The organism is Actinoplanes aureus (genome assembly GCF_015704865.1).
GTDB lineage: Bacteria > Actinomycetota > Actinomycetes > Mycobacteriales > Micromonosporaceae > Actinoplanes > Actinoplanes aureus.
The window spans coordinates 117,703-144,162 of sequence record NZ_JADQTO010000027.1 but is presented as its reverse complement, the minus strand read 5'-3'; the positions used below and the strand labels follow the sequence as shown (position 1 = coordinate 144,162).

Annotated in this window: 21 protein-coding genes and 1 riboswitch; of the genes, 12 read left to right on the top strand and 9 right to left on the bottom strand. The window is 72.1% G+C overall.

Annotation, left to right across the window (positions count from 1 at the left end; translation table 11 throughout):
* The coding region (locus tag I4J89_RS39330) for a sigma-70 family RNA polymerase sigma factor (protein WP_196419284.1) at positions 1–169 on the top strand (169 nt) is incomplete at its 5' end.
* A 406-nt stretch (positions 170–575) separates the two neighbouring features.
* Here I4J89_RS39330 and I4J89_RS39325 read toward each other — a convergent pair.
* Entirely contained in the window at positions 576–1,139 is a 564-nt protein-coding gene (locus tag I4J89_RS39325) for a YflT domain-containing protein (protein ID WP_196419283.1), read from the bottom strand.
* Positions 1,136–2,164 (bottom strand): phosphatase PAP2 family protein, encoded by a 1,029-nt coding sequence (locus I4J89_RS39320; protein WP_230860353.1) that lies wholly within the window; start codon positions 2,162–2,164, stop codon positions 1,136–1,138. The genes I4J89_RS39325 and I4J89_RS39320 overlap by 4 nt, the downstream gene beginning before the upstream one ends.
* A gap of 45 nt (positions 2,165–2,209) precedes the next feature.
* Here I4J89_RS39320 and gsmA point away from each other — a divergent pair, with 45 nt between their 5' ends.
* Both gsmA and I4J89_RS39310 read left to right on the top strand, forming a co-directional pair.
* Positions 2,210–3,343: a sporangiospore maturation cell wall hydrolase GsmA gene (gene gsmA / locus I4J89_RS39315; RefSeq protein ID WP_196419282.1), complete on the top strand. Its 1,134-nt coding sequence runs from the start codon at positions 2,210–2,212 to the stop codon at positions 3,341–3,343.
* A gap of 70 nt (positions 3,344–3,413) precedes the next feature.
* Positions 3,414–5,750: an ATP-binding protein gene (locus tag I4J89_RS39310; protein WP_309238671.1), complete on the top strand. Its 2,337-nt coding sequence runs from the start codon at positions 3,414–3,416 to the stop codon at positions 5,748–5,750.
* A gap of 7 nt (positions 5,751–5,757) precedes the next feature.
* Here the strand turns inward: I4J89_RS39310 and I4J89_RS39305 are convergent, their stop codons facing one another.
* On the bottom strand, positions 5,758–6,114 hold the full coding sequence (locus tag I4J89_RS39305) for a response regulator (protein ID WP_196419281.1): 357 nt from the start codon (positions 6,112–6,114) through the stop codon (positions 5,758–5,760).
* Positions 6,115–6,243: 129 nt separating this feature from the next.
* Here I4J89_RS39305 and hrpA point away from each other — a divergent pair, with 129 nt between their 5' ends.
* The 3 genes from hrpA to I4J89_RS39290 all read left to right on the top strand — a co-directional run bounded on the left by hrpA (position 6,244) and on the right by I4J89_RS39290 (position 11,491).
* Positions 6,244–10,170 carry an ATP-dependent RNA helicase HrpA gene (gene hrpA, locus I4J89_RS39300; RefSeq protein WP_196419280.1) on the top strand — a complete coding sequence of 1,309 codons (3,927 nt, stop codon included), beginning with the start codon at positions 6,244–6,246 and terminating at the stop codon, positions 10,168–10,170.
* A gap of 77 nt (positions 10,171–10,247) precedes the next feature.
* Positions 10,248–10,628 (top strand): DUF6401 family natural product biosynthesis protein, encoded by a 381-nt coding sequence (locus I4J89_RS39295; protein WP_196419279.1) that lies wholly within the window; start codon positions 10,248–10,250, stop codon positions 10,626–10,628.
* A 128-nt stretch (positions 10,629–10,756) separates the two neighbouring features.
* Positions 10,757–11,491 (top strand): LamG-like jellyroll fold domain-containing protein, encoded by a 735-nt coding sequence (locus I4J89_RS39290; protein WP_196419278.1) that lies wholly within the window; start codon positions 10,757–10,759, stop codon positions 11,489–11,491.
* Between the two features lie 65 nt (positions 11,492–11,556).
* Here I4J89_RS39290 and I4J89_RS39285 read toward each other — a convergent pair whose 3' ends face one another.
* The 4 genes from I4J89_RS39285 to I4J89_RS39270 all read right to left on the bottom strand — a co-directional run bounded on the left by I4J89_RS39285 (position 11,557) and on the right by I4J89_RS39270 (position 15,713).
* Positions 11,557–11,799 carry a hypothetical protein gene (locus I4J89_RS39285; protein ID WP_196419277.1) on the bottom strand — a complete coding sequence of 81 codons (243 nt, stop codon included), beginning with the start codon at positions 11,797–11,799 and terminating at the stop codon, positions 11,557–11,559.
* Positions 11,800–12,074: 275 nt separating this feature from the next.
* Entirely contained in the window at positions 12,075–13,115 is a 1,041-nt protein-coding gene (locus tag I4J89_RS39280) for a cobalamin B12-binding domain-containing protein (RefSeq protein WP_196419276.1), read from the bottom strand.
* The gene (locus I4J89_RS39275; protein WP_196419275.1) at positions 13,112–14,827 is read right to left on the bottom strand and encodes a PP2C family protein-serine/threonine phosphatase; all 1,716 of its coding nucleotides are present in this window, start codon (positions 14,825–14,827) and stop codon (positions 13,112–13,114) included. Before I4J89_RS39275 ends, I4J89_RS39280 begins: the two co-directional genes overlap by 4 nt.
* Before the next feature lie 112 nt (positions 14,828–14,939).
* Complete coding sequence (locus I4J89_RS39270; protein WP_196419274.1) at positions 14,940–15,713, bottom strand: exodeoxyribonuclease III; 774 nt, start codon at positions 15,711–15,713, stop codon at positions 14,940–14,942.
* 278 nt (positions 15,714–15,991) lie between these two features.
* Between I4J89_RS39270 and I4J89_RS39265 the strand changes: the two genes are divergently transcribed.
* Positions 15,992–16,627, top strand: coding sequence for a hypothetical protein (locus I4J89_RS39265; protein WP_196419273.1), 636 nt, complete (start codon positions 15,992–15,994; stop codon positions 16,625–16,627).
* On the opposite strand, the gene I4J89_RS39260 is transcribed toward I4J89_RS39265, so the two are convergent.
* Positions 16,628–18,967, bottom strand: a complete 2,340-nt coding sequence (locus I4J89_RS39260; RefSeq protein WP_196419272.1) for a putative bifunctional diguanylate cyclase/phosphodiesterase — start codon at positions 18,965–18,967, stop codon at positions 16,628–16,630.
* 89 nt (positions 18,968–19,056) lie between these two features.
* Positions 19,057–19,926: a universal stress protein gene (locus I4J89_RS39255; protein WP_196419271.1), complete on the bottom strand. Its 870-nt coding sequence runs from the start codon at positions 19,924–19,926 to the stop codon at positions 19,057–19,059.
* A gap of 182 nt (positions 19,927–20,108) precedes the next feature.
* Here I4J89_RS39255 and I4J89_RS39250 point away from each other — a divergent pair, with 182 nt between their 5' ends.
* The 5 genes from I4J89_RS39250 (at position 20,109) to I4J89_RS39230 (ending at position 26,432) form a co-directional block, all read left to right on the top strand.
* On the top strand, positions 20,109–21,392 hold the full coding sequence (locus I4J89_RS39250) for a citrate synthase (protein ID WP_196419270.1): 1,284 nt from the start codon (positions 20,109–20,111) through the stop codon (positions 21,390–21,392).
* Positions 21,393–21,484: 92 nt separating this feature from the next.
* Complete coding sequence (locus tag I4J89_RS39245) at positions 21,485–21,787, top strand: ArsR/SmtB family transcription factor (protein ID WP_196419269.1); 303 nt, start codon at positions 21,485–21,487, stop codon at positions 21,785–21,787.
* Positions 21,784–22,278, top strand: coding sequence for an SRPBCC family protein (locus tag I4J89_RS39240; protein WP_196419268.1), 495 nt, complete (start codon positions 21,784–21,786; stop codon positions 22,276–22,278). Before I4J89_RS39245 ends, I4J89_RS39240 begins: the two co-directional genes overlap by 4 nt.
* A gap of 33 nt (positions 22,279–22,311) precedes the next feature.
* Positions 22,312–23,877, top strand: coding sequence for a gluconokinase (locus tag I4J89_RS39235; RefSeq protein ID WP_196419267.1), 1,566 nt, complete (start codon positions 22,312–22,314; stop codon positions 23,875–23,877).
* 74 nt (positions 23,878–23,951) lie between these two features.
* A riboswitch (cobalamin riboswitch) is annotated at positions 23,952–24,076 on the top strand.
* 58 nt (positions 24,077–24,134) lie between these two features.
* Complete coding sequence (locus I4J89_RS39230; protein ID WP_196419266.1) at positions 24,135–26,432, top strand: VWA domain-containing protein; 2,298 nt, start codon at positions 24,135–24,137, stop codon at positions 26,430–26,432.
* Positions 26,433–26,460: the final 28 nt, after the last annotated feature.

The window sequence follows — 26,460 nt, the reverse complement described above, 5'->3', positions numbered from 1 at the left end:
GCTGGCGACGCTGGACGAGCGGGAGCAGAAGATCCTGACGCTGCGTTTCTACGGCAACCTGACCCAGTCGCAGATCGCCGAGCAGATCGGGATCTCGCAGATGCACGTCTCCCGGTTGCTGACCAAGGCCCTCACCAAGCTGCGCACCCAGCTCTCCAGCGAGCGGTAATTTCGGTCAAGCTCCGTTTGCCGGTCACGCTCCTCCGGGGTACGCGTGACCGGCGTCCCGCCGAAGCCGACCCTGTCGCCGCTGTCCCACCGCGAGCCAGGCTTGCCGTCGCGGCCCCAGCGCGTCCACCGGGAAACAGCATCCCGGCCGGCGGCCGGGCCGCCCGCGACCGCAGCGCGGGTCCCGGCCGGCCGTTTTCGCTGGTCGGCTGCCGGGCTGCCCGCCCGGAGCGGGCGCCACGGCCGCTGGCAAGCACCTGAGTGCTGGCAAGCACCCCCACGCACCGCGACAGGCCCTACCGCCAGGTGCCCCGGCCGTCGGCCAGCGGCGTGACGCCCCTGCTCACGGCCGTAGCGAAGGCGAGGCCGGTAGCTTGTCACGCAGGGTGCGGGACGAGCCCGGAAGTTCACTGGGCGCCGCTGGCCTGCCAGTTGAGGCGGACCAGCAGGGCGCGCGCCTCGTCCGCCACCTCCGCGTCGGCGAGTACCGCGTACTGGGCGGCCTGCAGCGAGCTGCGTGACGTGAAGTCGCGCCGTCCGCCGGTGGCGGCGTGTGCGATGGCGCCGAAGATCGCGCCCCAGATCGCGCCGATCAGCACCGTGGTGAGGATGACCGCGAGCCACTCGGAGTCGCTGAACAGGCCGAAGAGGAGGCCGATGAAGAGGCCGAACCACGCGCCGCTGGCCGCGCCTGCGAGGGCGGCCCGGGCGGTGGTGAGCCGGCCCAGGACGGTCTCGACGAGCCGCAGGTCGGTGCCGATGATCTTGACTCGCTGGACCGGGAACTTGTTGTCCGAGAGGTGGTCGACGGCCTGCTGGGCGAGCGCGTACTCGGGGTAGGTGCCGACCACGACGGTCGGGCCGGCGGTGGCGCCGCCGGAAGCGGCCGCCTGGGCGGGGAGGTCCGGAACACCGGCCGGGCCGGGCGGGACCGAGCCGGTGGGCGTGTTGTCGGCGGGCGTGGTGGTCATTTCGTGCCTCCCTGTACGGGCGGGCCGGCCGGCGGTTCCGCCGCGTTCAGCCGGACCCAGATGATGAACGTGCCGGCCACGGTGGCGATGATGCCCGCCGTGCCGGCCAGGAACGCGAACCGCCCGGACACCAGGTCCGGAAGGACGCGCTCGGACAGGGCCACGGCGACCAGCCAGCACAGGCTCACCGCGGCGGTGGCCGCACCGGTGACCGCGAGGACCCCCATGACCAGGCGGTTCGGCAGTTGCAGCGGCCGGGGCGAGCCGGCCCGGCGCAGGCGTACGCCGAACACCGCCAGCGCGCCCCAGGCCAGCACGATGAGCATCGCCGCGACGGCGTCGCTGGGCCGGTGCCACTCGGCCCACACGGTGGCGACGGCGACGATCGCGACGTAGCCGGCGCCGACCAGCCCGACGGTGCCGCGCAGCGCCCGCGGGAAGACCAGCACCAGCACGAACGCCGCCGAGACGGCGGCCGCGGTGTGCCCGCTGGGGAACGAGTTGGGCGCCGGGAAGTCGTCCAGCTCCGGCCGGGACAGGCCGGCCTTGAGCAGCTGGACGGTCACGTTCGCGCCGATCACCAGCAGGGCCGCGGCGATCGACAGGTCGAGGCGGCGGCGCAGCGCGCCGAAGGCCGCCGCGAGCACGCAGACCACGGCCAGGCTCGCGAGCTGGGTGGCATTGAGGGTACGGGTGAGCACCTCGGTCACCCGGGGATGCTCCACGTCCCCGCCCCGCATCGCGGCGGTGTCCACGAGCTGTCCCAGTGAGGTGCCGATGAACACCCGGTGGACCGCGAACGCGAGTGCGGCCGCGGTGGTCGCGACGAGCAGTGGCGTGACGGTGTGCCAGGTGTTCCGGCGCGGCGTACCGGACCGGCGGGCGGGCCGGGTGGGGCGCGGGGCGACGGCGGTCATGTCGTCACGGCTTTCCCCGTCGCGCGCCATTCCAAGCACCGCGATCGCGTACGCCACACCCGCAACGTAGCCGCACCCTTCCGGGCCCGCGTCACGCAACGCCCGCATCGGATCTTCGTACGGACGCCGACCGCTACGAAGGGGACGTTTTTCATGAGGCACAGCACCCGACGAATGCTCACCGGCGCCCTGCTGGTGCTTGCCGCCGGGACCGGGGTGAGTGGGTCGCCGGCCGCGGGGTACGCAGCCGGTGTCCGGGCCACCATCGACGTCAACAGCGCGTTGAAGGTCCGGTCCGCGCCCTCGCTGACGGCCAAGGTGGTCGGCTCCCTGCGGGACAACCAGAAGATCGACATCGCCTGCCAGGTGAGCGGGCAGTCGGTGCGCGGCAAGGTCCGCACGACCGCGGTGTGGGACCGGCTGGCCGACGGCCGGTACGTCTCGCACGGCTACGTGCGTACCAGCGCCAAACTGCCGGCGTGCCAGCCGGCCGCCGCCGCCGACCGGATCAAGACCAAGGCCGCGGCGTACGTGCCCGGCCGGGTGCGCAGCTCGGACGGCTCGGTGAACGTGCGCCGCGGCCCGTCCACGCAGAGCGCGGGGGCCGGTCGCTTCACCAACGGCGCGGCCCTGAAGCTGGTCTGCTCGACGACGGGCACCCGGGTCAGCGGCACGGTCCGCACCTCCTCCCAGTGGGACCGGCTGACCGACGGGCGGTACATCTCGCACGCGTACGTCGTCTCGGCGGCCGTCAAGGCCTGCCCGGCGGCGAAGCCCGCGCCGGCAGTGGCTACGCCGGCTCCGGTGCTCACTCCCGAGCAGTTCATCAAGGCCGCGGTGCCCGGCGCCCAGCAGGGCTGGCGCCAGTACGGCGTCCCGCCGTCGGTGACCATCGCCCAGGCCATCCTGGAGTCCGGCTGGGGCAAGAGCAGCCTCTCCGCGACCGACCGCAACTACTTCGGGATCAAGTGCCAGGCCGGTTACTACGGGCCGCACGCGACCGGCTGCCACGTCTACAAGACGAACGAGTGCACCAAGGCCGGCCGGTGCTTCGAGACCTCGGACGCGTTCCGCACCTACGCCTCGATGGCCCGGTCGTTCCGCGACCACGGGCACTTCCTGCGCAACAACAAGCGGTACGCCCCGGCGTTCACCTACACCAAGGACGCCAACAAGTTCATCTGGCAGGTCTGGAAGGCCGGGTACGCCACCGACCCGAAGTACTACACCAAGGTCACCGGCATCATGGCGACCTACGACCTGTACCGCTACAACACCTGGAAGTAGAGCGGGCGACCTCGCCCCCGTTGGCCGAACCCCGGCCGACGGGGGCGTTTTGCGGCATACGCTCCATACGGTGAAGCGACGGGAAAGCGGCGAGCGGCGGGCTGCCGGTCCCTTGCTCGCCGTCACGGTGCTGATCGCGGGCCTGGTGGTCACCGCGCTGGTGGCGGCCGGTCTCCACGCGGAACAGCGGGACAAGGCCGAGCAGGTGATGGACCAGCGGCATGCCATGGCCCTGGCCGCGGTGCAGACCGAGGTCGGCCGGTACCGCGCCGTGCTCGAGACCCTCGCCGCGGGTGTGTCCATCGACGCCGAACTGACCTGGGACGACTTCGACATCGCCAGCTCCCCGCTGGAGGACGCCAAGCTGATCGGGGCGGCCGCGGTCGGGTACGTCGTCCCGGTCCGCACCGCGGAGGTGCCCGCCGCCCAGCGCCTCTGGCGGGCGCGCGGCGCCGGGGACATGACCCTGCGCCCGGTCGGCGACGGGGAGCACTTCTTCACGATCTACACCCGGCTGCTGGCCGACACCGAGGTCGCCAGCGTGAGCGGCTCGGACCTGAACGGCCTGCCCGAGCTCACCGCCTCGCTGCGGGAGGCGCGGCGGATCCGGCAGACCGTCGTCTCCGACACCTACGTGCTGCTGCGCGACCGCGGCCAGCCGGCGTCGCAACAGCAGCAGTCGTTCATCTTCACCGCACCGGTCTGGACCCGGGCCAGCACCCCCGAGTTCCGTGGCTGGGTGGTCCTCGGCCTGCGCGGCCGCAGCTTCCTCTCCGGCATTCTCGGCGTCACGAGCCAGGGCCAGCTCGCCGGCAGCCTGATCGCCGAGAACACCGACGGCAGCCGGGTGGTTGTCGCCGACTGGGCGGTGCCGGGCGAACCGGATCTGACCCGCGAGTCCCGTTTCGAGGTAGGCGATCACCACTGGACGCTGGTGACCCGGGCGGACACGGCGCGCCTGCCCGGCGCCTCCGGCAACGGCCCGGCCGTCGCGCTGGCCGGCGGCACCGTACTCACCCTGTTGCTCGCCTGGCTGGTGTACGTCCTGGCCACCGGGCAGGCCCGGGCCCAGGCCCAGGTGGAAGTCGCCACCGACGAGTTGCGGACGGCCGAGCGGGTGAGCCGCCGCCAGGCCGGCCTGCTCGGCGCGGTGCTGACCAGCATCAGCGACGGCGTGGTGGTGGTCGACCGGACCGGCCGGGTGCTGCTGCACAACCCGGCCGGGCGGCGCCTGCAGGGCGTCACCGAGGACTGCGACGATCCGCGGGAATGGCAGCGGCACTACGGGGCGTACCGCCCGGACGGGAAGACACCGCTGCCGCTCGACGAGATGCCGCTGATCCGGGCTCTGCGCGGCGAGCCGTCGGACGGCGTCGAGGTGATCATCCGGAACCCGGGACGCCCGGAAGGCGTCCTGCTCAGCATCGACGGGCGGCCGCTGGACGTCAGCGCCGGTCTGCACGGCGCCGTGGCGGTCTTCCGGGACATCACCGAGCTGCGCCGGTACGAGACCGACCTGTCGATCTTCGCCGGGGTGGTGGCCCATGACCTCAAGGCGCCGCTGTCGGTGGTTCGAGGGCACGCCGAGATCGCCCTCGAGGACCTGCCGGAGGACGCCGACGCGTGGCAATCGATACAGCGGATCATGCTGGCCGTGGACCGGATGGACGCCCTGATCGAGACGCTGCTGGCGTACACCACCGCCCGGCACGCCCCGTTGCGCCGCACCTCGGTGGACCTGGAACCCCTGGTCCACGAGGTGATCCAGGGCCGGATCGCGCATCTGCGCGCGGACCAGCCGGTACCCGAGTGGACGGTCGGCCCGCTGCCGCCGGTCGAGGCCGACCCGGCCATGCTGCGGCACGTCCTGGACAACCTGATCGGCAACGCTCTCAAGTACGTCCGCCCCGGCGATGTGCCGCGCGTCGACGTGACCGGCGCGAGCGTGGCGCCGGACCGCGTACGCATCGAGGTCGCGGACGCCGGGATCGGCATCCCGGACGCCGAGAAGCCGCACATCTTCGAGTCCTTCCACCGGACCGAGGAGGCCGCCGGCTACGCCGGCACCGGCCTCGGCCTGGCCATCTGCCGGCGCATCCTGGAACGTCACGGCGGCGACATCGGCGTGGCCGACAACCCCGGCGGGGGTACGCGCTTCCACTTCACCCTGCCCGCCGCCGTCCCACACGAGGAGGAACCCACCATGACCGGTACGGACAACGCGCCCGCGGACCACGACGAGGCCGTCCGGGAAGCGCTGGACCGCGCCCTCGCCGAGCGTGCCGCCATCATGGACGCGGCCCAGCTGCCCGGCATGGGCGGGCCCTCGATCCCGGCATCGGAGCCCGCCGAGGAGTCCGGCCTGCGCCGGCACGCCGGGGCGCACGGCCGTCCCCGGCGCGACTGACCCGCGGTCAGGCCGGGAGCAGCGTGGCGATCAGGGCCAGGAGCTGGGCCGGGACGAACGGCTTGAGCAGCGTCGCCGAGGCGCCCGCGTCCTCGGCCAGGCTGTCGCCCGGCATCAGCGACCCGCTCGCCACCACCACCGGGATGTGCCGCAGATCGTCGTCGGCCCGGATCGCCCGGCACAGATCCAGGCCGGTCATGTGCGGCATGTCGACATCCGTGACGACCAGATCCGGCCGGTGCTCCCGGACCGCCGCCAGCGCGGCCTTCCCGTCGGCCGCCGCGACGACCCGGTGCCCGGCGCGTTCCAGCGAGCGTTTGAGCACGTACCGGATGTCTTCGTGATCCTCCGCGACAACGATCACCGTTGACCTCGTCTCCTCGCCGGTGCTGCAGCTGATTCGCTCAGATACCGATCCAGGCGGCCACCGGGAAACGGGGGCGGCGTTAATCACCAGGCGTTTCGGCCCGGTTCCGCCTATCCTTGCTGCGCCATGTCGACATCGCCTGCCCCTGCGGCCACCGCCGAGCTGCGTTCCCGGATCTCCGAGTTGTTGCCCCGTGACGAGCGGCGACTTCAGCGTCGCCTGGAGGGGACCCGGCGCATCCGTGACGACGCCGCCCGGTCCGCCGCGCTCACCGAGATCGCCGATGAGGTGGAGCAGGCGCGGCTCAGGCTGGAGAGCCGGCTCGCCTCGGTGCCCAAGGTCGTCTATCCGGAGGCGCTGCCGGTCAGCGCGCGCAAGGACGACATCGCCGCGGCGATCCGCGACCACCAGGTGGTGGTCGTCGCCGGCGAGACCGGCTCCGGCAAGACCACCCAGATCCCCAAGATCTGCGTGGAGCTGGGCCGGGGGGTACGCGGGCAGATCGGTCACACCCAGCCCCGCCGGATCGCCGCCCGGACCGTGGCGGAGCGGATCGCCGAGGAGCTGGACCGGCCGCTCGGCTCGACCGTGGGCTACAAGGTGCGGTTCACCGACCAGGTGAGCGACGACACCATGATCAAGGTGATGACGGACGGCATCCTGCTCGCCGAGATCCAGAACGACCGGATGCTGCGCCGCTACGACACGCTGATCATCGACGAGGCGCACGAGCGCAGCCTGAACATCGACTTCATCCTCGGCTACCTGCGGGAGCTGCTGCCGAAACGGCCCGACCTGAAGCTGATCATCACGTCGGCGACGATCGAGACCGAGCGGTTCGCCGCGCACTTCGCGGACGCGGCCGGCAAGCCGGCACCGGTGATCGAGGTGTCCGGCCGGACCTACCCGGTGGAGGTGCGCTACCGGCCGCTGCTCACCACCACCCTGGTCGAGGACGACGAGATCCGCGAAGAGCCGATCGACCAGATCGACGGAATCTCGGCCGCCGTCGACGAGCTGCCCACCGACGGCGACATCCTGGTCTTCCTCTCCGGCGAGCGGGACATCCGGGACACCGCCGACGCGCTCACCAAGCGGGACCTGCGCAATACCGAGATCGTCCCGCTCTACGGCCGTCTCTCCGCCGCCGAGCAGCACAAAGTCTTCGAACGGCACACCGGCCGCCGGGTCGTGCTCGCCACCAACGTCGCCGAGACCTCGCTGACCGTCCCCGGCATCCGCTACGTGATCGACCCCGGCACCGCCCGGATCAGCCGGTACTCGAACCGGCTCAAGGTGCAGCGGCTGCCCATCGAGCCGATCTCGCAGGCCAGCGCCAACCAGCGCAAGGGACGCTGCGGGCGTACGTCGGACGGCATCTGCATCCGGCTGTACTCGGAGGAGGACTTCGAGCAGCGACCGGAGTTCACCGAGCCGGAGATCCTGCGGACCAACCTGGCGTCGGTCATCCTCCAGATGACCAACCTCGGGCTCGGTGACCTGCAGAAGTTCCCGTTCATCGACCCGCCGGACCGGCGCAACATCAACGACGGCGTGAAGCTGCTGGAGGAGCTCGGCGCGCTCGACGACCGCAAGCTCACGCCGCTCGGCCGCCAGCTCGCCCAGCTGCCGGTCGACCCCCGGCTCGCCCGCATGGTGATCGAGGCGGACCGGCAGGAGTGCGTCGCCGAGGTGATGGTGATCGCGGCCGCCCTGTCGATCCAGGACCCGCGTGAGCGGCCCGCCGACAAGCAGCAGCAGGCCGACGAGAGGCACGCCCGGTTCACCGACAAGGAATCGGACTTCTTCACCTTCCTCAACCTGTGGCGTTATCTGCGGGAGAAACAGCAGGAGCTCTCCGGCAACCAGTTCCGCCGGATGTGCCGTTCCGAATTCCTGAACTATCTGCGGATCCGGGAGTGGCAGGACATCTACGCGCAGTTGCGACAGGTCGCGCGTACGCTCAATCTTTCCGTGAAAGAGGACTGGGAAGCCGGAGTCGCGGCACAGCCGGTGCACACCGCCCTGCTCGCGGGTCTGCTCAGCCACATCGGCATGAAGGACCAGGAGAAGCGCGAGTACATCGGCGCCCGCGGCGCCAAGTTCGCGATCTTCCCGGGGTCGGCGCTGTTCAAGCGCCAGCCGCGCTGGGTGATGTCCGCCGAACTTGTCGAGACCAGCCGCCTCTGGGCCCGGGTGAACGCGCGGATCGAGCCGGAATGGGCCGAGAAACTGGCTCCGCACCTGGTCAAGCGCACCTATTCGGAACCGCACTGGGACCGCAAGATGGGCGCCGTGATGGCCTTCGAAAAGGTGTCCCTCTACGGTCTGCCGATCGTGCCGCGCCGCCGGGTCGGATACGGCAAGGTCGATCCGGTCGTGTCCCGGGAATTGTTCCTCCGGCACGCCCTGGTCGAGGGCGACTGGGAGACGCACCACAAGTTCTTCGAGGACAACAAACGGCTGCTGCGGCAGATCACCGAGATCGAGAATCGCGCCCGGCGGCGCGACATCGCGGTCGACGACGAGACGGTGTACGCGCTCTACGACGCCCGCGTTCCGGCCGAGGTCGTCTCCGCCCGCCATTTCGACGGCTGGTGGAAGAAGGCCCGCCGGGACGACCCGGAACTGCTGCACTTCACCCGCGAGGATCTGGTCAACGCGGGCCGGGACACCGTCGACCCGAACGCGTTCCCGGACGCCTGGCTGGCCGGCGGGGTGAAGCTGCCGCTGTACTACGAGTTCGAGCCCGACTCGCACGCCGACGGCGTCACCGTGCGGGTGCCGCTCGAACTGCTCAACAAGCTGGACGCGGACGACTTCGGCTGGTCGGTGCCCGGCTTCCGCAAGGACGTGGTGATCGCGCTGATCCGGGCGCTGCCCAAGCAGCTGCGCACCAGCTTCGTCCCGGTGCCGGACTGGGCCGAGGCGGTCCTCGACCGGGTACCGGCCCGGCGCGGGCCGCTGCCCGACGCGATCGGCAACGAGCTGCGCCGCCTCACCGGCACCGTCGTGCCCCGCGACGCGTGGCGTCCCGACCAGGTGCCGGAGCACCTGCGGATGAACTTCCGGGTGGTCAACGAGGCCGGCGAGGTGGTGGCCGAGGGCCGCGACCTCGAGGTGCTGCGCCGCCGGCTGGCGCCGAAGGTGCAGGCCACCATCTCGAAGGCGGCCGGCGATCTGGAGCGCCGCGGCATCACCACCAACGACTTCGGGGTGCTGCCGCGCCGGATCGCCCAGGTGCGCGGCGGCTACGAGGTGAACGTCTGGCCGGCCCTGGTCGACGAGGGCGACAGCGTGGCGATCAGGGTGTTCGAGACCGAGGCCTCCCAGCGCACCGCGATGGTCGCCGGCACCCGGAGACTGCTCCTGCTCACCCTGCCGCCGGCCGCCCGGTACCTGCAGGGGCGCCTGGACAACAAGGCCAAGCTGGAGCTGTCCCGGGGCAACCCGTACCGGTCGATCGCGGAGCTGCTCGACGACTGTGCGGGCGCGGCCGTGGACCGGCTCGTCGCCGACGCCGGTGGACCGGTGTGGTCGTCGATCGAGTTCGCCTCGCTGCGCGACACCGTCCGGCAGGACCTTGTCGACGCGGTGGCGAACGTGGTCACCCAGGTGCAGGCGGTGCTCGCCACGGCGTACGACGTCGAGCAGCGGCTCCGGGTGCTCCGCGATCCCGCCCTGCTGCCCGCGCTGGCCGACATCCGTCAGCAGCTCAAGGGTCTGGTGCACGCCGGCTTCGTCACCGAGGCCGGCTGGCGCCAGCTGCATCAGATGCCGCGCTACCTGCGCGGCATCGTCTACCGGCTGGACCGGCTCGGCGGCAGCCTCGGGCGGGACCGGCAGCTCACCACCCAGATCCACGAGATCGAGTCCGAGTACCGGGAGCTGCGCGCGGAGGCGGTGGCCGGCGGGCCGGCGGAGGAGGGGCTGCGGGAGATCCGCTGGATGATCGAGGAACTGCGGATCAACTACTTCGCGCAGTCGCTCGGGACGGCGTATCCGATCTCGGACAAGCGGATCTACAAGGCGATGGACGCGCTGCCGCTCTGAGCTGAGCGGGTGGCGCTTGGGGTGCCGTTCGGTTTCGGACCTGTATTTGCCGCTCACCACGATCTAGGTTCTCCCACATGACGAACGAGAACCTGGCCTTCGCCCCGATCGCCGATGACGCCGCCGCCGTTCCGGCCGGTGCGTTCCTCGACGAGATGATGGCGCGGGTGGGTGTCGACGGCCTTGCCGCCGCGTTCGCCTCGCCCGGGCTACTGGCCCGGATCGACCAGCACGCGGCGGCCGTGCGGGAGATGCTGCTCGGTGCCGGCCGGGGGGTGGACGGCGACGGTCTGGCGGCCTACGCGCGGTCGGTCGTCGCCGGTGCGGTCCGGGTCGGGCGGCCGATCCCGCAGCCGGGTGCGGCACCGGCCACCACCACCGAGTGGCTGGGCGCGGGGTGGCCGCTGCTGCGCCTGGTCGCGGTCTGCATGATGGCCGAGGCCGCGGACATTCTCTGACCCGGCGGGCGGTGGGGCGGTTAGTGCCAAGCGGGGACGATCACGGCTTCGGGTAAACGGTTGAACCCGTACGATCTACTTTTTAAGGTATTAAACCGCCAAAGCGGTAGGTAAGGGATCTTTTCCCCATGAAGATCCTCAGGCTCTCGATTCTTGCTCTTCTCGCCGTGCCGGTGGTCGCGGCGCCGGCGGCGGCCGCGCCCGTCGTGGTGCCCGCGCCCACCCTGGTCGCCCGGTACAACTTCGACGGTGGCGCTGTCGCCGGCCGGATCTCCGAGCTCTCCGGGCGGGGCAGCGCCCTCACCGTCCGGGGCGTCAACAACGGGTCCATCGCGTTCATGACGTTGGGCGCCGGGCGATTCGCGGCCTTCCCGGGTGTGTGCGCGGCCACCGTCACCACCTGCGCGAAGGCGATCCTGGAGGCGCCGGACGACGCCGACCTCGATCCCGGTACCCGCACTTTCCGGTGGGCGGCCAGCGTGCGGTTGACCCGGGCGCAGCTGACCGGCTCGGCGAACGTGATGCAGAAGGGCGTCGCGACCGCGGACAGCCAGTGGAAGATGCAGATCGGCGGGCCGCGCGGCCGGGCGCAGTGCGTCATGGTCGGGCGGGGGACCGGGCAGGCGTTCGCGGCGATCTCGGCGGGACCCGTCATCGACGGCAACTGGCACCGGATCGTCTGCGAACGCTCCGGAACGGTGCTGACCATCTCGGTGGACGGCGTCCCGGGGAAGCGGGTCGCGGTGCCGGCCACGCTGTCGGTCGACAACAACCTGCCGCTGCGGGTGGGCGGGCCGAACTTCGCCGGCAACGCCGACATGTACCACGGCCAGATCGACGACGTGTACGCCCAGCTGGGCTGACCGGCGCTATCCGCGGAGAGAGCCCCGGCGTCCAAGGCGGACGCCGGGGCACTGGTGTGTCTGGATCAGCTGCGCCGGAACGCGTAGCTGCGGCCTCCGGAAGCGCCGGCGGCACGGCCCGCTCGGGCACGGCCGGAACGCTCCCGGGCGGCCTGGCGTTCATCCCGGGCGCCGTGGTGTGCGGACCCGGCCGCCGCCGGATGCTCGGTGTCCGAGCCGTCCGCGGCCGGGCGGTGCAGCGCGGCGGCGAGCTCGTTGCGGCTGATCTCGTCGAGGTTCAGGCGTACGGCGAAAGGCTTGGCAGGCATGCGGTGACCTCCTTGCAGCGCCGCGGGAGACGCGGGCGCGCGGTTGGGACGGGAAGGCCGAGCGAGACAGAGCCGGCAGCCGATCGCGGCGAGAGTCGCGGAACGCGATGGGCACCCGGTGTCGGTCGGCCGAAGCGGACATCGGAACGACGCGCCTCCTGCGGGCCCTCAGATGAGGGGCGGCAGGGCTCGTATGAGGAGCGGAGGCGGACCGGGGGTGACCATCACAGCATGGCGCCCACGCTAATCCGGCCTCCCGGACCGGCGCCACCTATTTATCGGGCGAGGGCGGCATCCAGCATGGCGATCGCGGCCGGGAAGTCGATGAGCTGGTCGCGGATCAGGCGGAGCCCGGCGCGCAGCGCGGCCTCCGGCACGCCGCGGACCGCCAGCACACCCTCGGTCCACTCGACGAAGTCGGTGAAGATCTGCTCCTCGCCGACGTAGAGGGCGGCCGCCAGGAAGTCGGCGATGTGTCCCAGATCCTCCGCGGTGGCCTCGAGCTGGCCGTGGTCGTAATGGTGGGCCACCGGATAGGTGGCCGGGAGCCGGCTCATCGCCGTCGCGATCAGCTGCGGGCGGGAGCGCACCAGGTGGGTGTACTCCTCGTCGCCGAGGAAGCTGTCCGAGTCGAGGAAGGGGACGTCGGAGACGTACGGCGGTGGCCAGCCGTCGGCCAGCCGGGTGACCGCCTCCTCACCGGCGGCGGCCCAGGCGTCGGCGCCGAGGCGCTCGGCGTACCGGCCGCCGGGACCGAAGCCCCGGCCGCCGGCGATCACCGGGACGCCGGCCGCCCGGCACGCGGTGATCGCGGCGTGTGCCCGGGGCAGGCGGGTCGGGATCATGCAGCTCAGCGCGACCGCGTCCGGGCCGGTCTGGTGCAGGTGGGTGATCAGGTGCCGGCCGGGGACGCTGGCGCCGAGGAAGTCGACCCGCCAGCCGTCCAGGCGGAGCAGTTCGGCGAGCATCCGGGCGGGCAGCCCGTGCCACTCGCCGTCCACGCAGGCGAGCGTGATCCGGCCGCGGGACGGCCGGATCGTGGTCCGGGCGGCCAGCACGGCCAGCACCCGCTCGTTCACCGCGGTGGCCGAGTGCTCCCGGGCCACCGACCACTCGTTGGCGGCCCAGAGCTCGCCGACCCGCGCCTGGCTGGGGCCGATCAGGTCGACGATGATCCGCTGCGCGGGTGTCCCGCCGTCGAGCAGGGCGACGGCCAGCTCGGACGCGCCGCGCTCGTCGCCGTCACCGATCAGGCTCAGGTAGTGCTCGGCGAGCCGGGGATCGTGCAGCGGCAGCGGCTGGGTGGGTGCCGTCATGAGCGGGCCCGGGTGCGCCGGTCGCCGCCGCGTGCGGCCGCCAGGAACGGTGAGGTGTTGGGTACGCCGCCGCCGCGCAGGCTCAGTGGCGCGCGAGCCGGCGCGCGTACCGCCAGCATGGCGATGTCGTCCTTGTTGCCGCCGTGGACCCAGTCGGAGACCAGCTGGCGGATCCGTTCCACGGCGACCACGCCGGGCATGCCCCGGCAGTCCGCGAGCGCCTGCCGCAGCCGGTGCTCGCCGTACTGTTCGGTGCCGGCCGGACCGCCGCGCGCCTCGGTGAGCCCGTCGCTGTAGAGCAGGCACAACTCGCCGGGGGCCAGCTCGACGGTGGCCGGGTGAACCACGGTCCGCCGCATCACGCCGATCAGCGTCCCGCTGGTCGGCACCTCCTCGACCGTGCCGTCGTTGCGCAGCACCAGCGGCGCGGGGTGGCCGCCGGTGGCCAGTTCGAGGCGGACCCGGCCGTGGTCGATCCGGTTGATCGAGCCGATCACCATCGTCACGAACCGGTGCTGGCGGCTGGACTGGAGCAGCGCCTCGTTGAGCACCCGCAGCATCGCCTCGGGCCCGGCGTGCACCAGGCGCAGCGCACGCAGGGTCTGCCGGACCTTGCCGGTCAGCACCGCCGCCTCGGGACCGGTGCCGCAGACGTCACCGAGCGCGATCACCGTGTCGGTGCTGTCCCCGGCCGGGCCGAACACGTCGTAGAAGTCGCCGCCGATCCGCAGCGCCTCGCGAGCCGCCTGGTACGAGCCGGTCAGCTCGAACCCGTCCGGCTCGGGCAGGGCCGGCGGTAGCAGGTCCGCCTGGAGCACCGCGGTGGTGTCCACCTGCTCCCGGTAGAGCATCGCCGCCGAGATGGCGGCGCCGGCGCGGGCCGCGAAGACCCGGGCGAGCAGCTCGTCCTCGGGTGCGAACGAGGCGTCCGGGCCGCGCCGGGCCAGGATCAGCGCGCCGGCCGGCTCGGCGTTGCCCGGCAGGGGCGTGACCAGCAGCGCCCCGATCGGTCCGAGCTCGGCCGGAAAGAGCCAGTCCGGCACGTGCGACGCGTCCAGCCAGCGGCTCGGGATCGGCGGGAAGCCGCCGAGCGCCTCGACCAGGCCGGGCACGTCGGTGAGCCGGCTCTCCCGGAGCATGCCCTCCTCGGCGGCCCGGTCCGGGACCAGGCGGACCCAGGCGCTCTGCCGGCGGTTCGCCGGGAGGACCACCACGGCGGCGTCGGCCAGGTGCGCCACCGCCAGTTCCACGGTGGTACGCGTACAGCGGCGCACGTGCAGCGACGCGGAGAGCCGCCGTCCCGCCTCGGCCAGGAAAGCCGTCCGGGACCGCTCGATCTCCAGCGCGGCCGCGCGCTCGCTCTCCTCGGTGTGGTCGCGCAGGAACCACGCGTAGTGGTCGTCGTCCAGGCGCCGCCGCATCCCGTAGACGCAGCGGCCCTCGTGCTCGTAGCGGAAGGAGTCCGCGTTCTCGGCGGCGGCGCGGGTCAGGGCGGGCAGAGGTGCCGCGGCCAGGTCATGCCCGATGCCCAGGCCGGGAACGAGTCGCCGGGCCTCGGCGTTCGCCAGCAGGACGGTGTGGTCGGCCGCCGCACAGAGCAGCATGGCCTCGGTCGCCGCCTCGAACGCGGCCCGGAGCAGGTCCGGAGCGGGTGAGTCCGTGACCATAGGCGCCAGCGGCTCGCCGGCTCCCGCCGGCGTACGCGCTGTCATTGTCGCCTCCTGTCTCTCCCCGCCCATCAAGTGACCGTTCAGCGTGCTGGATCGACTTCAGCCTACGGGGTCCACCGGGGAATCGGGCATCCCGCGCCGGTGGTCCCGCGGATCAATCGCCCAGATCGACCACGATCGGGGCGTGATCGGAGGGGCCTTTGCCCTTGCGCGCCTCACGGTCCACCACGGCATCCGTCACCCGGGCGGCCACGTCCGTGCTCGCGTAGACCAGGTCGATCCGCATGCCCTTGTTCTGGTGGAACATTCCGGCCCGGTAATCCCAATAGGTGAACGGCCGGTCGCCCTTGAGCGGCCGGGCCGGCACGTCGTGCAGCCCGATCTCGAGGATGGCGGCGAGCGCGGCTCGCTCCGGCGGGGTGACGTGGGTGGAGCCGGCGAAGACGGCGGGATCCCAGACGTCGGCGTCGGTCGGCGCCACGTTGTAGTCGCCGGCCACCACCAGCGGGCCGGCCGCCAGGTCGTCGGCGAGCGCGGTACGCAGCGCGGCGAGCCACTCCAGCTTGTAGATGTAGTGCGGGTCCTCCGGGGTGCGGCCGTTCGGCACGTACACCGACATGAACCGGATGCCGCCGCAGCGGGCGCTTATCGCGCGTGCCTCCTGGTCCGGAAAGCCGGGCTGGCCGGGGAAGCCGCGGCGGACGTCGTCGAGACCGATCCGGGAGAGCACGGCGACGCCGTTCCACCGGCCCTGGCCGTACGCCGCGGTGTCGTAACCCAGCTCGGCGACCTCCTTGGCCGGGAACGCGTCCTCGGCGACCTTGGTCTCCTGTAGGCAGACGACGTCCGGCGAGGTATCCGCGAGCCAGTCGACCAGGCGGGGCAGGCGGGCCTTGACCGAGTTGACGTTCCACGTGGCGAAGCGCATCAGCACAGCCTGCCGCATCCGGCGGGCCGGCGCGCTCTCTACCGGCGGCGGGTCGCGCTGAGCAGGGCGGCGCTCAGCCCACCGGCGAGCGCGAGCAACAGGGCGACCATCCAGAGGATCCCGGCCTCGGCTCCGATCAGCGCTGCCATGCCCCCTCCATCGGCTGTGATGTGGCTTACTCAAGGATTCCGCGAGCGAATAATGCCGGAGTTGCCCTCGCGCCGCCAGTCGTCCTGACAGGTTTGTCACCGAGAGACGCTATGTGCACGGGGGCGACGATGCGAGTGGAAGTGCTGCCGGAACTGCCGGCGGACATGCTGGAAGAAGCCTGGAACTGGTACCGGGAGACGTTTGACGAGCTGCGGTACATGGCCGCCAACCGGCATCTGATGTTCCGCGACGAGTTCGACTACCTGATGGCCGACAAGCGGGCCGACAAGTACATCGCGCTGGACGCGGAGGGCGCGCTGGTCGGGATGGGTGTGCAGACCACCGATCTGGACTCGGTGCCGTTGATCTCGCCGGACTATTTCGAGTACCACTGGCCGGAGCTGTTCGAGCAGCGCCGGCTCTTCTACGTGACCTTTGTGGGCGCCAAGAAGAGCGCCCGCGGCGCCGGCGTCTTCATCGCTCTGCTGCGGGCGATGTACGGGCCGATCGGCGAGGCCAAGGGCCGGGTGTTCGTGGACATCTGCTCCTACAACGAGGAGCGGCACGCCCTGCCCCGGATGATCGCGATGATCCTGGGCCGGGTCGCCGGCCGGGCGCAGCCGACCCGGCTGGACGCCCAGTCGTTCTGGATGTACGAGTTCCCGCCCGCGCACATGCCGATCCGCGACGAGCGGCGGACCGGCTTCCGGGAACGGAAGGCCGGCATGATGGAACGCCGCGCCCACCTGCGCGATCCGGAGTAATCAGCCGGTGTCGGTGCGGCGGTGCCGGCCGTACGGGTTCGCCGCGATCGCCGGGACGGCCGCCGCCTGGGTGATCGCCGCCCGGCGCCACCGCTCGGCGAACTCCGGCGCGGGCACCGCCGCTCCCCAGAGCCAGCCCTGACCGTTGACCACGCCGACCGCGTGCAGCGCCTCCCGCTGGAGCGGGGTCTCGACACCCTCGGCGATCACGCTCAGCCCGAGGGCGTGGCTCATCGCCACCACCGCGCGGACGATCTCGTCGTCCTCGACGTTCACCCCGAGACCGGTCACGAAGGACCGGTCGATCTTGACACCGGTGACCGGGAACCGGCGCAGGTAACCGAGCGCGGAGAAGCCCGTCCCGAAGTCGTCCACCAGCAGCTTCACGCCGAGTTCGCGCAGTTCGAAGAGGACCCGTGAGGTGACGCTGGAGCCGTCCACCATCACCGACTCGGTCATCTCCAGGGCCACGCACTGCGCGGGTACGCCGTACCGCAGCATCTCCCCGGAGACGATCAGCGGCAGTTCGGGGTCGCTGAGCTGCCGGGGCGAGACGTTGATCGACAGGTAGAAGTCGTCGCCGACGATGCCCTCCGAGCGCCACACACCGAGCTGGCGCAGGGCCTCCTTGCGTACCCAGGTGCCGATGCTGCCGATCAGGCCGGCGTCCTCGGCGATCGGGATGAAGGTCATCGGCGGGATCAGGCCGCGCTCCGGGTGCAACCAGCGGACCAGCGCCTCGGCGCCCACCGGCACCCCGGTCTCCAGCCGCACGATGGGCTGGTAGGCCACGTACAACTGGTCGTCGGCGAGCGCGGCCCGCAGCGCCACCTCCAGCTCGATCCGCTCGCGGACCTGGGTGTGCATCGAGGTGTCGAAGATGGTGGACCGGCCGGGGCCCTCGTCCTTGGCCCGGTACATGGCGGTGTCGGCGTCCCGCATCAGCGCCTCGGCGGTCACCCCGGCCCGGGCCGGGTCACCCTCGGCGTGCGCGATACCGATCGAGGACGTGATCACGACCTCGGTGTCGCGTACCGGGAAGGGCCGGGCGAAGCAGCCGCGGATGTCGTCGACCAGCCGTAGCGCCTCACCCTTCTCGCCGATGAAGGCGAGCAGGAACTCGTCACCGCCGACCCGGGCCAGCGGGATGGTGTTCGGCACCGCGGCGCGCAGCCGCCGGCCCACCTCGATGACCAGCTGGTCGCCGGTGTCGTGACCCCACGAGTCGTTCACCCACTTGAAGCCGTCCAGGTCGAGCATGTAGACCCAGACCCGGTCGTGGTGGTCGGTCTCGGCGACCATCACGAGGCGTTCGATCTCGGCGGACATGGACATCCGGTTGGGCAGCCCGGTGAGCGGGTCGTGGGTGGCCTGGTGCTCCGAGCGCAACTGGGCGGCGACCTGCGCCTGTACCGCGAAGGTGGCCCGGAACAGCAGCAGCGCCACGATGGCCGCACCGGCACCCGCGACCAGCACCCGCTCCGCGGCGCCGCTGGTGCGCCCGGTCAGCAGCAGCACGAACGGCAGTGCCAGGGCGGGGGCGAGCACCAGCAGGCGCGGCCACGACCAGGCCTGCACCGGTGGCTTGGCGGCCCGGCTCATCTCCACGACCGACGGATGCAGCGCGGCCACGCCGAGTCCGGTGTACGCGACCAGGAACGGCACGTTCAGCAGTGGCGAGGCGTAGACGTGACCGCTGACGCCGACGATCGCGTACGCGGCGTCGCCGACGAACAGGCCGACCATCATGACGATCAGCGCGACCAGGCTGACCGGCCAGGTCTTGGCGGTGAACGTCAGGTTCACGATCAACAGCAGCACCATCACGTCGAAGAGCGGATAGGTGCCCTGGATGATCGAGAGCAGCGCGGACCGGCCGGGGATCGCGGCGGCTGGCAGCGCCAGCAGCAGGGTGCTGGTCATCCCGGCGGCCAGGGCCACGATCAGTCCGTCGATGACGGCGTGCCGGTCCAGGCTCTCCCGCCTGCGCAGCAGGATGGCCAGGAAGACCGAGAGCAGGACGTACCCGCTGAAGCTGGCCGCGTCGGCCAGCAGCGGCCAGGGCATCGGCTCCTCGGTGACCGTCGGCCGGATCAGCACGCCGATCAGGAAGAGGAGTGCCGCGGCGCCGATCAGCAGCCACGCGCCGGGCGGCTCGGCGCCCCAGCGGCGCGGGCCCGCGAAGCAGGCCACCACCACGACGACGCCGAGCAGGACGAAGCTGATCGTCCCCGGAGCCGACGAGGAGTAGAACGTGTAGACGCCCGTGGCGATGAGGCCGCCTACGGCCATGCCTTGCCAGAGCCGCCGGGCGACTGCGGGCGGGAGAACGGATAGCACCGGGCATTCCTCCCGTTTGCCCCAAATCCCTGTCGGACCAACGGTAGCAATCCGGGCACCTTGCGTTAGTCAGCTTGGGCGAAACCGTCTCAGGTCCGTAGCGTCCGCGCCGGCCGGCCGGGCGGCGCCGGCACCCGGCGGGTGGGTATCCGCGGGCCGTGCACGAAGACCGCCGGCACCGTGCCGCGCCGTAGCACCTCCTCGGCGACCGTCCCGAGCCGGCCGCCGGCCCGCAGGCCGCGGGGCCCCAGCACGATCAGCCCGGCATCGCGCGAGGCCTGGACCAGGGTCTCCGCGGGCACGCCGATCAACAACCGGCGGCGTACGGCGGTCAGGCCCGGTACCGCGGCGAGCGCCTCGTCGACCAGCCGGCCGGCGGCGGCCTCGGCGTCCGGTCCATCGTCCATGACGACGTGGGCCACGTGCACCGGGCCGCCCCGGCGCTCGGCCTCCTCGGCGGCGAACCGGAGCGCGAGGATCGAGTACGCCGACCCGTCGAGAGCGGCCAGCACCGGCCCGGCCGGCGGCCGCGTGCCCCGCGCCACCGCGACCGGGCACCACGCCTGCGACACCACCTCGAGCAGCGGCGACCCGGCCGGCAGCCGGCCGCTGGCGGCCAGTGCGTCGCCGCCCAGCACGAGCAGTACGGCACCGCGGCTGAGCTGCCGCAGGACGCGCCCGGGCGGCCCATCCACGAGTTGACCACGCGCATCGACGCCGGGTATGGAACGCTGGGCGGTGGCGACCGCCTCCGCGACCACGCGCGAGGCGGCCCGGCGCGCCGGGGCGTAGTCGGTGCCACCGGCTCCCGGCCGCGGATCGGGCCAGGTGAAAGCATGAGCGACGTGCAAGGTGCGTCCGCGGGAGAGAGCCTCCCGCGCGGCCAGCCGTACGGCGGCCAGGCTTGCCGGGGACCCGTCCACGCCCACCACGACGGGTCTCTGAGTCGGGATCCGCATCGGTTCGACCTCCGCTCCCGTAACCGTGTCGCAATATACCGACCATTGTCTATGGCGCAACGGTCCATACGTACTGGTGACCAATGCCTCAACGGGTGGCCACCTGATGACCCATTCAGGTTGAGGGTTTACGGTGAACGGCAAAATCTTTGGGACATCTGCCGGTGAAGTGAGGGAAATACATGACGGATGTCAAGCTGGACCACCCTGGTGGCCAATTGTCGATGGGGGTACGCAAGGCCGTCGACGGTCCGGGCGGCATCGACGTCAGTGCTCTGCTGAAGGAGACCGGCTACGTCACCCTGGACCAGGGGTTCGTGAACACGGCGTCGACCACCTCCGCGATCACCTACATCGATGGTGACCAGGGCATCCTCCGCTACCGGGGATACCCGATCGAGCAGCTGGCCGAGAAGTCGACGTTCCTCGAGGTCTCGTACCTGCTGATGAACGGCGAGTTGCCGACCGCCGCCCAGTTGCGCGATTTCGCCGACAAGATCCGCGTGCACACTCTCCTCCAGGAGGAGATGCGTACGTTCTTCTCCGGCTTCCCGCGTGATGCGCACCCGATGGCGGTGCTCTCCTCGGCGGTCACCGCGCTTTCCACCTTCTATCAGGACGCGCTCGACCCGCTCGACGAGGAGCAGGTGGAAATCTCCGCAATCCGCCTGATGGCGAAACTTCCGACGATTGCGGCGTACGCCTACAAGAAGTCGATCGGGCACCCGCTGCCCTACCCGGACAATTCGCTGGATTATGTCGAGAACTTCCTGCGCCTGACGTTCGGTCTGCCGACCGTTCAGTACAACGTCGACCCCAAGGTCGCGAAGATCCTCGACATGCTCTTCATCCTGCACGCCGACCACGAGCAGAACTGCTCCACGTCGTCGGTGCGGCTGGTCGGCTCGGCCCAGGCGAACCTGTTCGCCTCGGTCTCGGCCGGCATCAACGCCCTCTCCGGCCCGCTGCACGGTGGCGCCAACGCGGCGGTGCTCGAGATGCTCGAGCAGATCCGCAAGGACGGCGGAGACGTCAACGCGTTCGTCACCCGGGTGAAGAACAAGGAAAAGGGCGTCAAGCTCATGGGCTTCGGCCACCGGGTCTACAAGAACTACGACCCGCGCGCCGCCATCGTGAAGAAGGCCGCCCAGGAGGTCCTCGCCACGCTGGACACGCCGGACCCGCTGCTGGAGATCGCCTTCCAGCTCGAGGAGATCGCCCTCTCCGACGAGTACTTCGTCTCCCGCAAGCTGTACCCGAACGTCGACTTCTACACCGGCCTGATCTACAAGGCCATGGGTTTCCCGACGAAGATGTTCACGGTCCTGTTCGCGATCGGCCGGCTCCCCGGCTGGATCGCGCAGTACCGCGAGATGATGAACGACCCGACCAACAAGATCGGCCGCCCGCGGCAGATCTACACCGGCTCGCCGGTCCGCGACTTCGTGCCGCTCGACCAGCGCTGAACCCGCGGAAGCCCCGCCGGAGGACCGGCGGGGCTTCTTTCGGTGCTGTACATGCCTTGACAGGCATATAACCGGAGCGGCATGCTGGCGGTGTGGATGTCCTGGAGGTGCTCGCCGAACCGGCCCGCCGCCGGATCACCGACGTGCTGCGCGCCGGTGAGGCGAGCGTCGGTGACCTGGTCGGCGCGCTCGGGATGAGTCAGCCGGCCGTCTCCAAGCACCTGCGGGTGCTGCGCGAGGCCGGTGTCGTGTCCGCCCGGGTGCGGGCCCAGCAGCGGATCTACCGCCTGGAGGCCGGGCCGTTCCGTGAGCTGGACGCGTGGCTGGCGCCTTACCGGCGGCTCTGGGACCACCATCTCGACGCGCTGGAACGTCACCTTGAGGAGGAGTCATGACCGCATCCGTCGTACCGGACGGGGACCGCTGGACCCTGATCTTCATCCGTGAACTGCGCCGCCCGCCGGAGCAGGTGTGGCTGGCCCTGACCGACCCGGAGAAGATCGACCGGTGGGCGCCCTTCACCGCCGCCCGCGACCTGGGCACGCTGGGCGAGACGACGCTGACCATGGTGGACGGCGACGAGCGTACGCCGCTGGCCGCGACCGTGCGCCGGGCCGAGCCGCCCCGCCTGCTGGAGTACAGCTGGGGCGGCGACCTGCTGCGCTGGGAGCTGGAGCCGGCCGGCGACGGCACCCGGCTCACCCTGCGGCACACCCTCGCCGAGGAGGGCGTCGAGGCGATGGTCGCGGCCGGCTGGCACCTCTGCATGGACGTCCTGGAGCGCCTGCTCGCCGGCGAGCGGGTCGAAGCCGTGCGCGGCGCCGCCGCGCGGGAGCACGGCTGGGAAGAGCTGCGGGATCGGTACGCGAAGATGTTCACGGGGTAGGGAAGAGGCAGCCGCGTACCAGGGAGGGCACGTATGGACGTCGTGATCGGGATCGACACCGGGACCACCGCCACCAAGGGCATCGCCGCCGGACCCGGCGGTGAGCTGCGGGCCCTCACCAGCGTCCACTACCCGCTGTCAGTGCCCGGTCCCGGCCGCGCCGAGATCGATCCCGGCCACCTCACCGCCGCGGCCGTCAAGGCGATCACCGACGTGGCCGCCGAGTGCGCCCGCAACGGTGACCGCGTGATCGCCGTGAGCCTCAGCTCGTTCCTGCACGCGCTCGTCCCGATGGACGCCGGCGGCCGCCCGCTCGGAGCCGTGATCACCTGGGCCGACGGGCGTTCCGCCGAGCAGTGCGAGCGGCTCGTCGCGTCCGGTCGCGGCAAGGAGCTGCAGGCGCGTACCGGCACGCCGGTGCACCCGATGTCCCCGCTGACCAAGCTGGCCTGGTGGGGCGAGCACGATCCGGGCACGCTGCGCGGCACGCCCCGCTGGGGCGGGGTGAAAGAGCTGATCGTCGCGGCGCTGGCCGACGCTCCCTTCCTGGTCGACCTGTCGGTCGCCTCGGGCACCGGCCTCTACGACATCCACACGCGGCGCTGGGACGACGAGGCCCTGGAGATCGCGGGGGTACGCCGGGAGCAGCTCGCCGAGGTCGTACCGACCGTCCACCAGCTCCGGCTGCGTGCCGACGTGGCCGCCGCCGCCGGACTGTCCCCGGACGTTCCGCTGATCATCGGGGCGGCCGACGGCCCGCTCGCCAACCTCGGCGTCGGCGCCACCCCGGCCGGGGTCGCGGCGGTCTCGCTGGGAACCAGCGGCGCCTTGCGTACGGTCGTCGACCGGCCCACCACGGACGCGGCCGGCCGGCTGTTCTGTTACGCGCTCACCGAGGACCGCTGGGTGATCGGTGGCGCGGTGAACAACGCCGGGTCGGTGGTCCGCTGGGCCGGGCAGGCGTTCGCCTCCGGGTTCGAGCGGCCCGGTGCCGAGGGCGAGGACGCCGACGAGCGGGACGCCGCGCTGCTCGAGGAGGCGGCCGGGGTGACGGTCGGCAGCGAAGGCCTGCTCTGCCTGCCGTACCTGCTGGGGGAGCGGGCGCCGTGGTGGCGGCCGGGGATGCGCGGGGCGTACCTCGGGCTGCGCCGCGAGCACGGACGCCCGCACCTGGTCCGCGCCGCCGTGGAGGGCGTCTGCCAGCAGCTGGCCCTGGTCCGGGACTCGTTCGACGCGGAGGGCTGCGCTCTCACCGAGATCCGGGCCACCGGAGGCGCCGCCGCCTCCGAACTCTGGGTGAGCGTGCTCGCGGGCGCGCTGGACCTGCCGGTCTCGGTGTCCGAGACCCCCGAGGGCACCGCACTCGGCGCCTGCCTGCTGGCCCGGCACGCCCTCGGCGAACTGCCCGACCTGGACGATGCGGCCGCTCTCGTCCCGACCGGCCGGCACACCCGTCCCGACCCCGAGGCCGCGGCCCTCTACCGCCGGCTGCGCCCGCTGGTGGAACGCTCGGCGCTCGCCGTCCTCGACGTGGTGGCCGAGCTGGACAAGCTGGCACCCGAGCCGCTGCCCGCCACCGAGAAGGCGGTCGGCGCGTAAGCGATCACTGTCACGGCACCCCGCGTTGACGCGCACCCCGGCGGTAGGAAAGAGTGACCGGCGAGCGGTTGCGGAGGAACCCGGTGCGAGTCCGGGACGGTCCCGCCACTGTGACCGGGGAGCGACCCGCTGACCCAGCGCCACGGCCTGCGACGGCCGGAAGGCGAGCGGGAAACGTCGATCCGGGAGTCAGGAGACTCCAGCCGCTCGTGTCAACCGACGAGCGGGCGTGGACACCCGCCGGAAGGGATTCCCCTGTGACGAGTCCGTACCCGTTCTCGGCCGTGGTCGGCCTCGACGACCTGCGCCTCGCGCTGTTGCTCACCGCCGTTTCACCGGCGGTCGGCGGTGTGCTGGTCCGCGGCGAGAAGGGCACCGCCAAGAGCACTGTGGTGCGTGCCCTGGCCGGGCTCCTGCCGCCGGTCGCCGTGCTGGCGGACTGCCGGTTCGCCTGCGACCCGGCCGCGCCCGACCCGGCCTGCCCCGACGGTCCGCATCCGGCGGCGAGCCCGGCGACGGCCCGGCCGGCCGCGCTGGTGGAGCTGCCGGTCGGCGCGACCGAGGACCGGGTGGTCGGCACCCTCGACCTGCAACGCGCGCTCGGCGACGGGGTGAAGGCGTACGAGCCCGGCCTGCTCGCCGCCGCCCACCGCGGTGTGCTCTACGTCGACGAGGTCAACCTGCTCCCCGACCACCTCGTCGACCTGCTGCTGGACGCGGCCGCGATGGGCCGGGCACACGTCGAGCGCGACGGTGTCTCGGTCAAGCACGCCGCCCGGTTCCTGCTGGTCGGCACCATGAACCCGGAGGAGGGCGAGCCGCGGCCGCAGCTGGTCGACCGGTTCGGCCTGGTGGTGAACGTGCTGGCCCCCCGCGACGCCACCCAGCGGGCCGAGGTGGTCCGCCGCCGGCTGGCCTACGAGGCCGACCCGGCGGGCTTCGCCGCCCGCTTCGACCCGGCCGAGCAGGACTATGCCACCCGGATCGCCGCCGCCCGCGCCCTGCTGCCGTCGGTCGAGCTGCCCGACGCCGAACTCGACCGGATCGCCCGGGTGTGCCTCGCCTACGGAGTCGACGGGATGCGCGCCGACATCGTGGTCGCCCGGTGCGCGGTCGCGCTGGCCGCCTGGCACAGCCGGACGTCGGTGACCGCCGGCGACGTACGCGACGCGGCCCGGCTCGCCCTGCCGCACCGGCGCCGCACCGATCCGCTCGACCCGCCCGGCACCGACGAACAGAAACTCGAAGACGCCCTGGCCGAAGCCGAACGCCAGGCCGAGGAGGACCGCCAGGCCGAGGCGGACCGCCAGGCCGAAGACGACCGCCGGGCCGAAGAAGATCGCCACGCCGAGGCGGACCGCCAGGCCGAAGACGACCGCCGGGCCGGCGATGATCAGGCCGGGCCGGGCGACGACGATCCCGATCCCGAGGGCGGCGGGCCGCCCGGCGGGGGAGGCGGCGGGCCGCGGGGACCGAGCGACGGCGGCGGGCCGCAGGGCACGGGCTTCAGCCATGACGGTACGGACCACAGCGCCCCGTCACACAACGGCCCGGAACACGGCGACCGGACGGCCGAACCGCAGAAGGCGGGCGCGGTCGCCACCGCCGGAGCCGCCTACCGGACCCGCACGCTGCGCATCGCTGCTCGCGGCGAGGGCGGCCACACCGGCCGGCGCTCACCCGCATACGCCCGCCGCGGCCGGGTCGTCGGAAGCCGCATCCCACACGGCAAGCTCTCCGGCGCCCCCCACCTGCCGGCCACACTCCGCGCGGCCCTGCACCGCGCCGCCATCTCCACCCCACCATCCCCGGCGGCGTCGGCCGCCACCTCGCCATCCGCCGTCCTCTCGGGGAACGCGGCCGAGACCGCCGCCTTTCCGACGGCGGCTGCTGGAGGGCTGTCTGGTCGCATCGCGCCGGCGAGCCGGTCGGTGGCCCGCCGGTTCGGCGTGGAGCTGTCGGATCTGCGGGAGTCGGTGCATGTGGGGCGTGAGGCCAACTTGGTGTTGTTCGTTGTGGACGCCTCGGGATCGATGGCCGCGCGCAAGCGGATGACCCTGGTCAAGACGGCCGTGCTGTCCCTGCTGCGCGACGCCTACCAGCGGCGCGACCGGATTGGCATGATCACCTTTCGGGGGAGCGAGGCGGAGGTTGTGCTGCCGCCGACGTCCAGCCACGAGGTGGGTGTGCTCCGGCTGGCCGCTCTGCGGACCGGTGGGCGGACCCCGCTCGCTGCGGGACTGCGAACCGCGGCCACGACCATCGCCACCGAGCGCCGCCGCGACCCGCGTCGCCGGCCGCTGCTGGTGCTGGTCACCGACGGGCGGTCGACCAGCGGCCCGGACCCGCTCCGGCTGACCCCGCTGCTGACCGGGGTCTCCACCGTCGTCGTCGACTGCGAATCCGGCCCCGTCCGGCTGGGCCTGGCACGGAAGCTGGCCGCAGCCCTGAACGCCGAAGTCATGCCTCTCGACCACCTCCAGGCTGTGGCCGGGCGATCCGGCCCGCCGGTCCCGCCGGCCGTGGCCGACCGCTCCTACCGCAGCGCGGCGTGACACCCCGCCTCGTGGTGCCCGCCGCCGC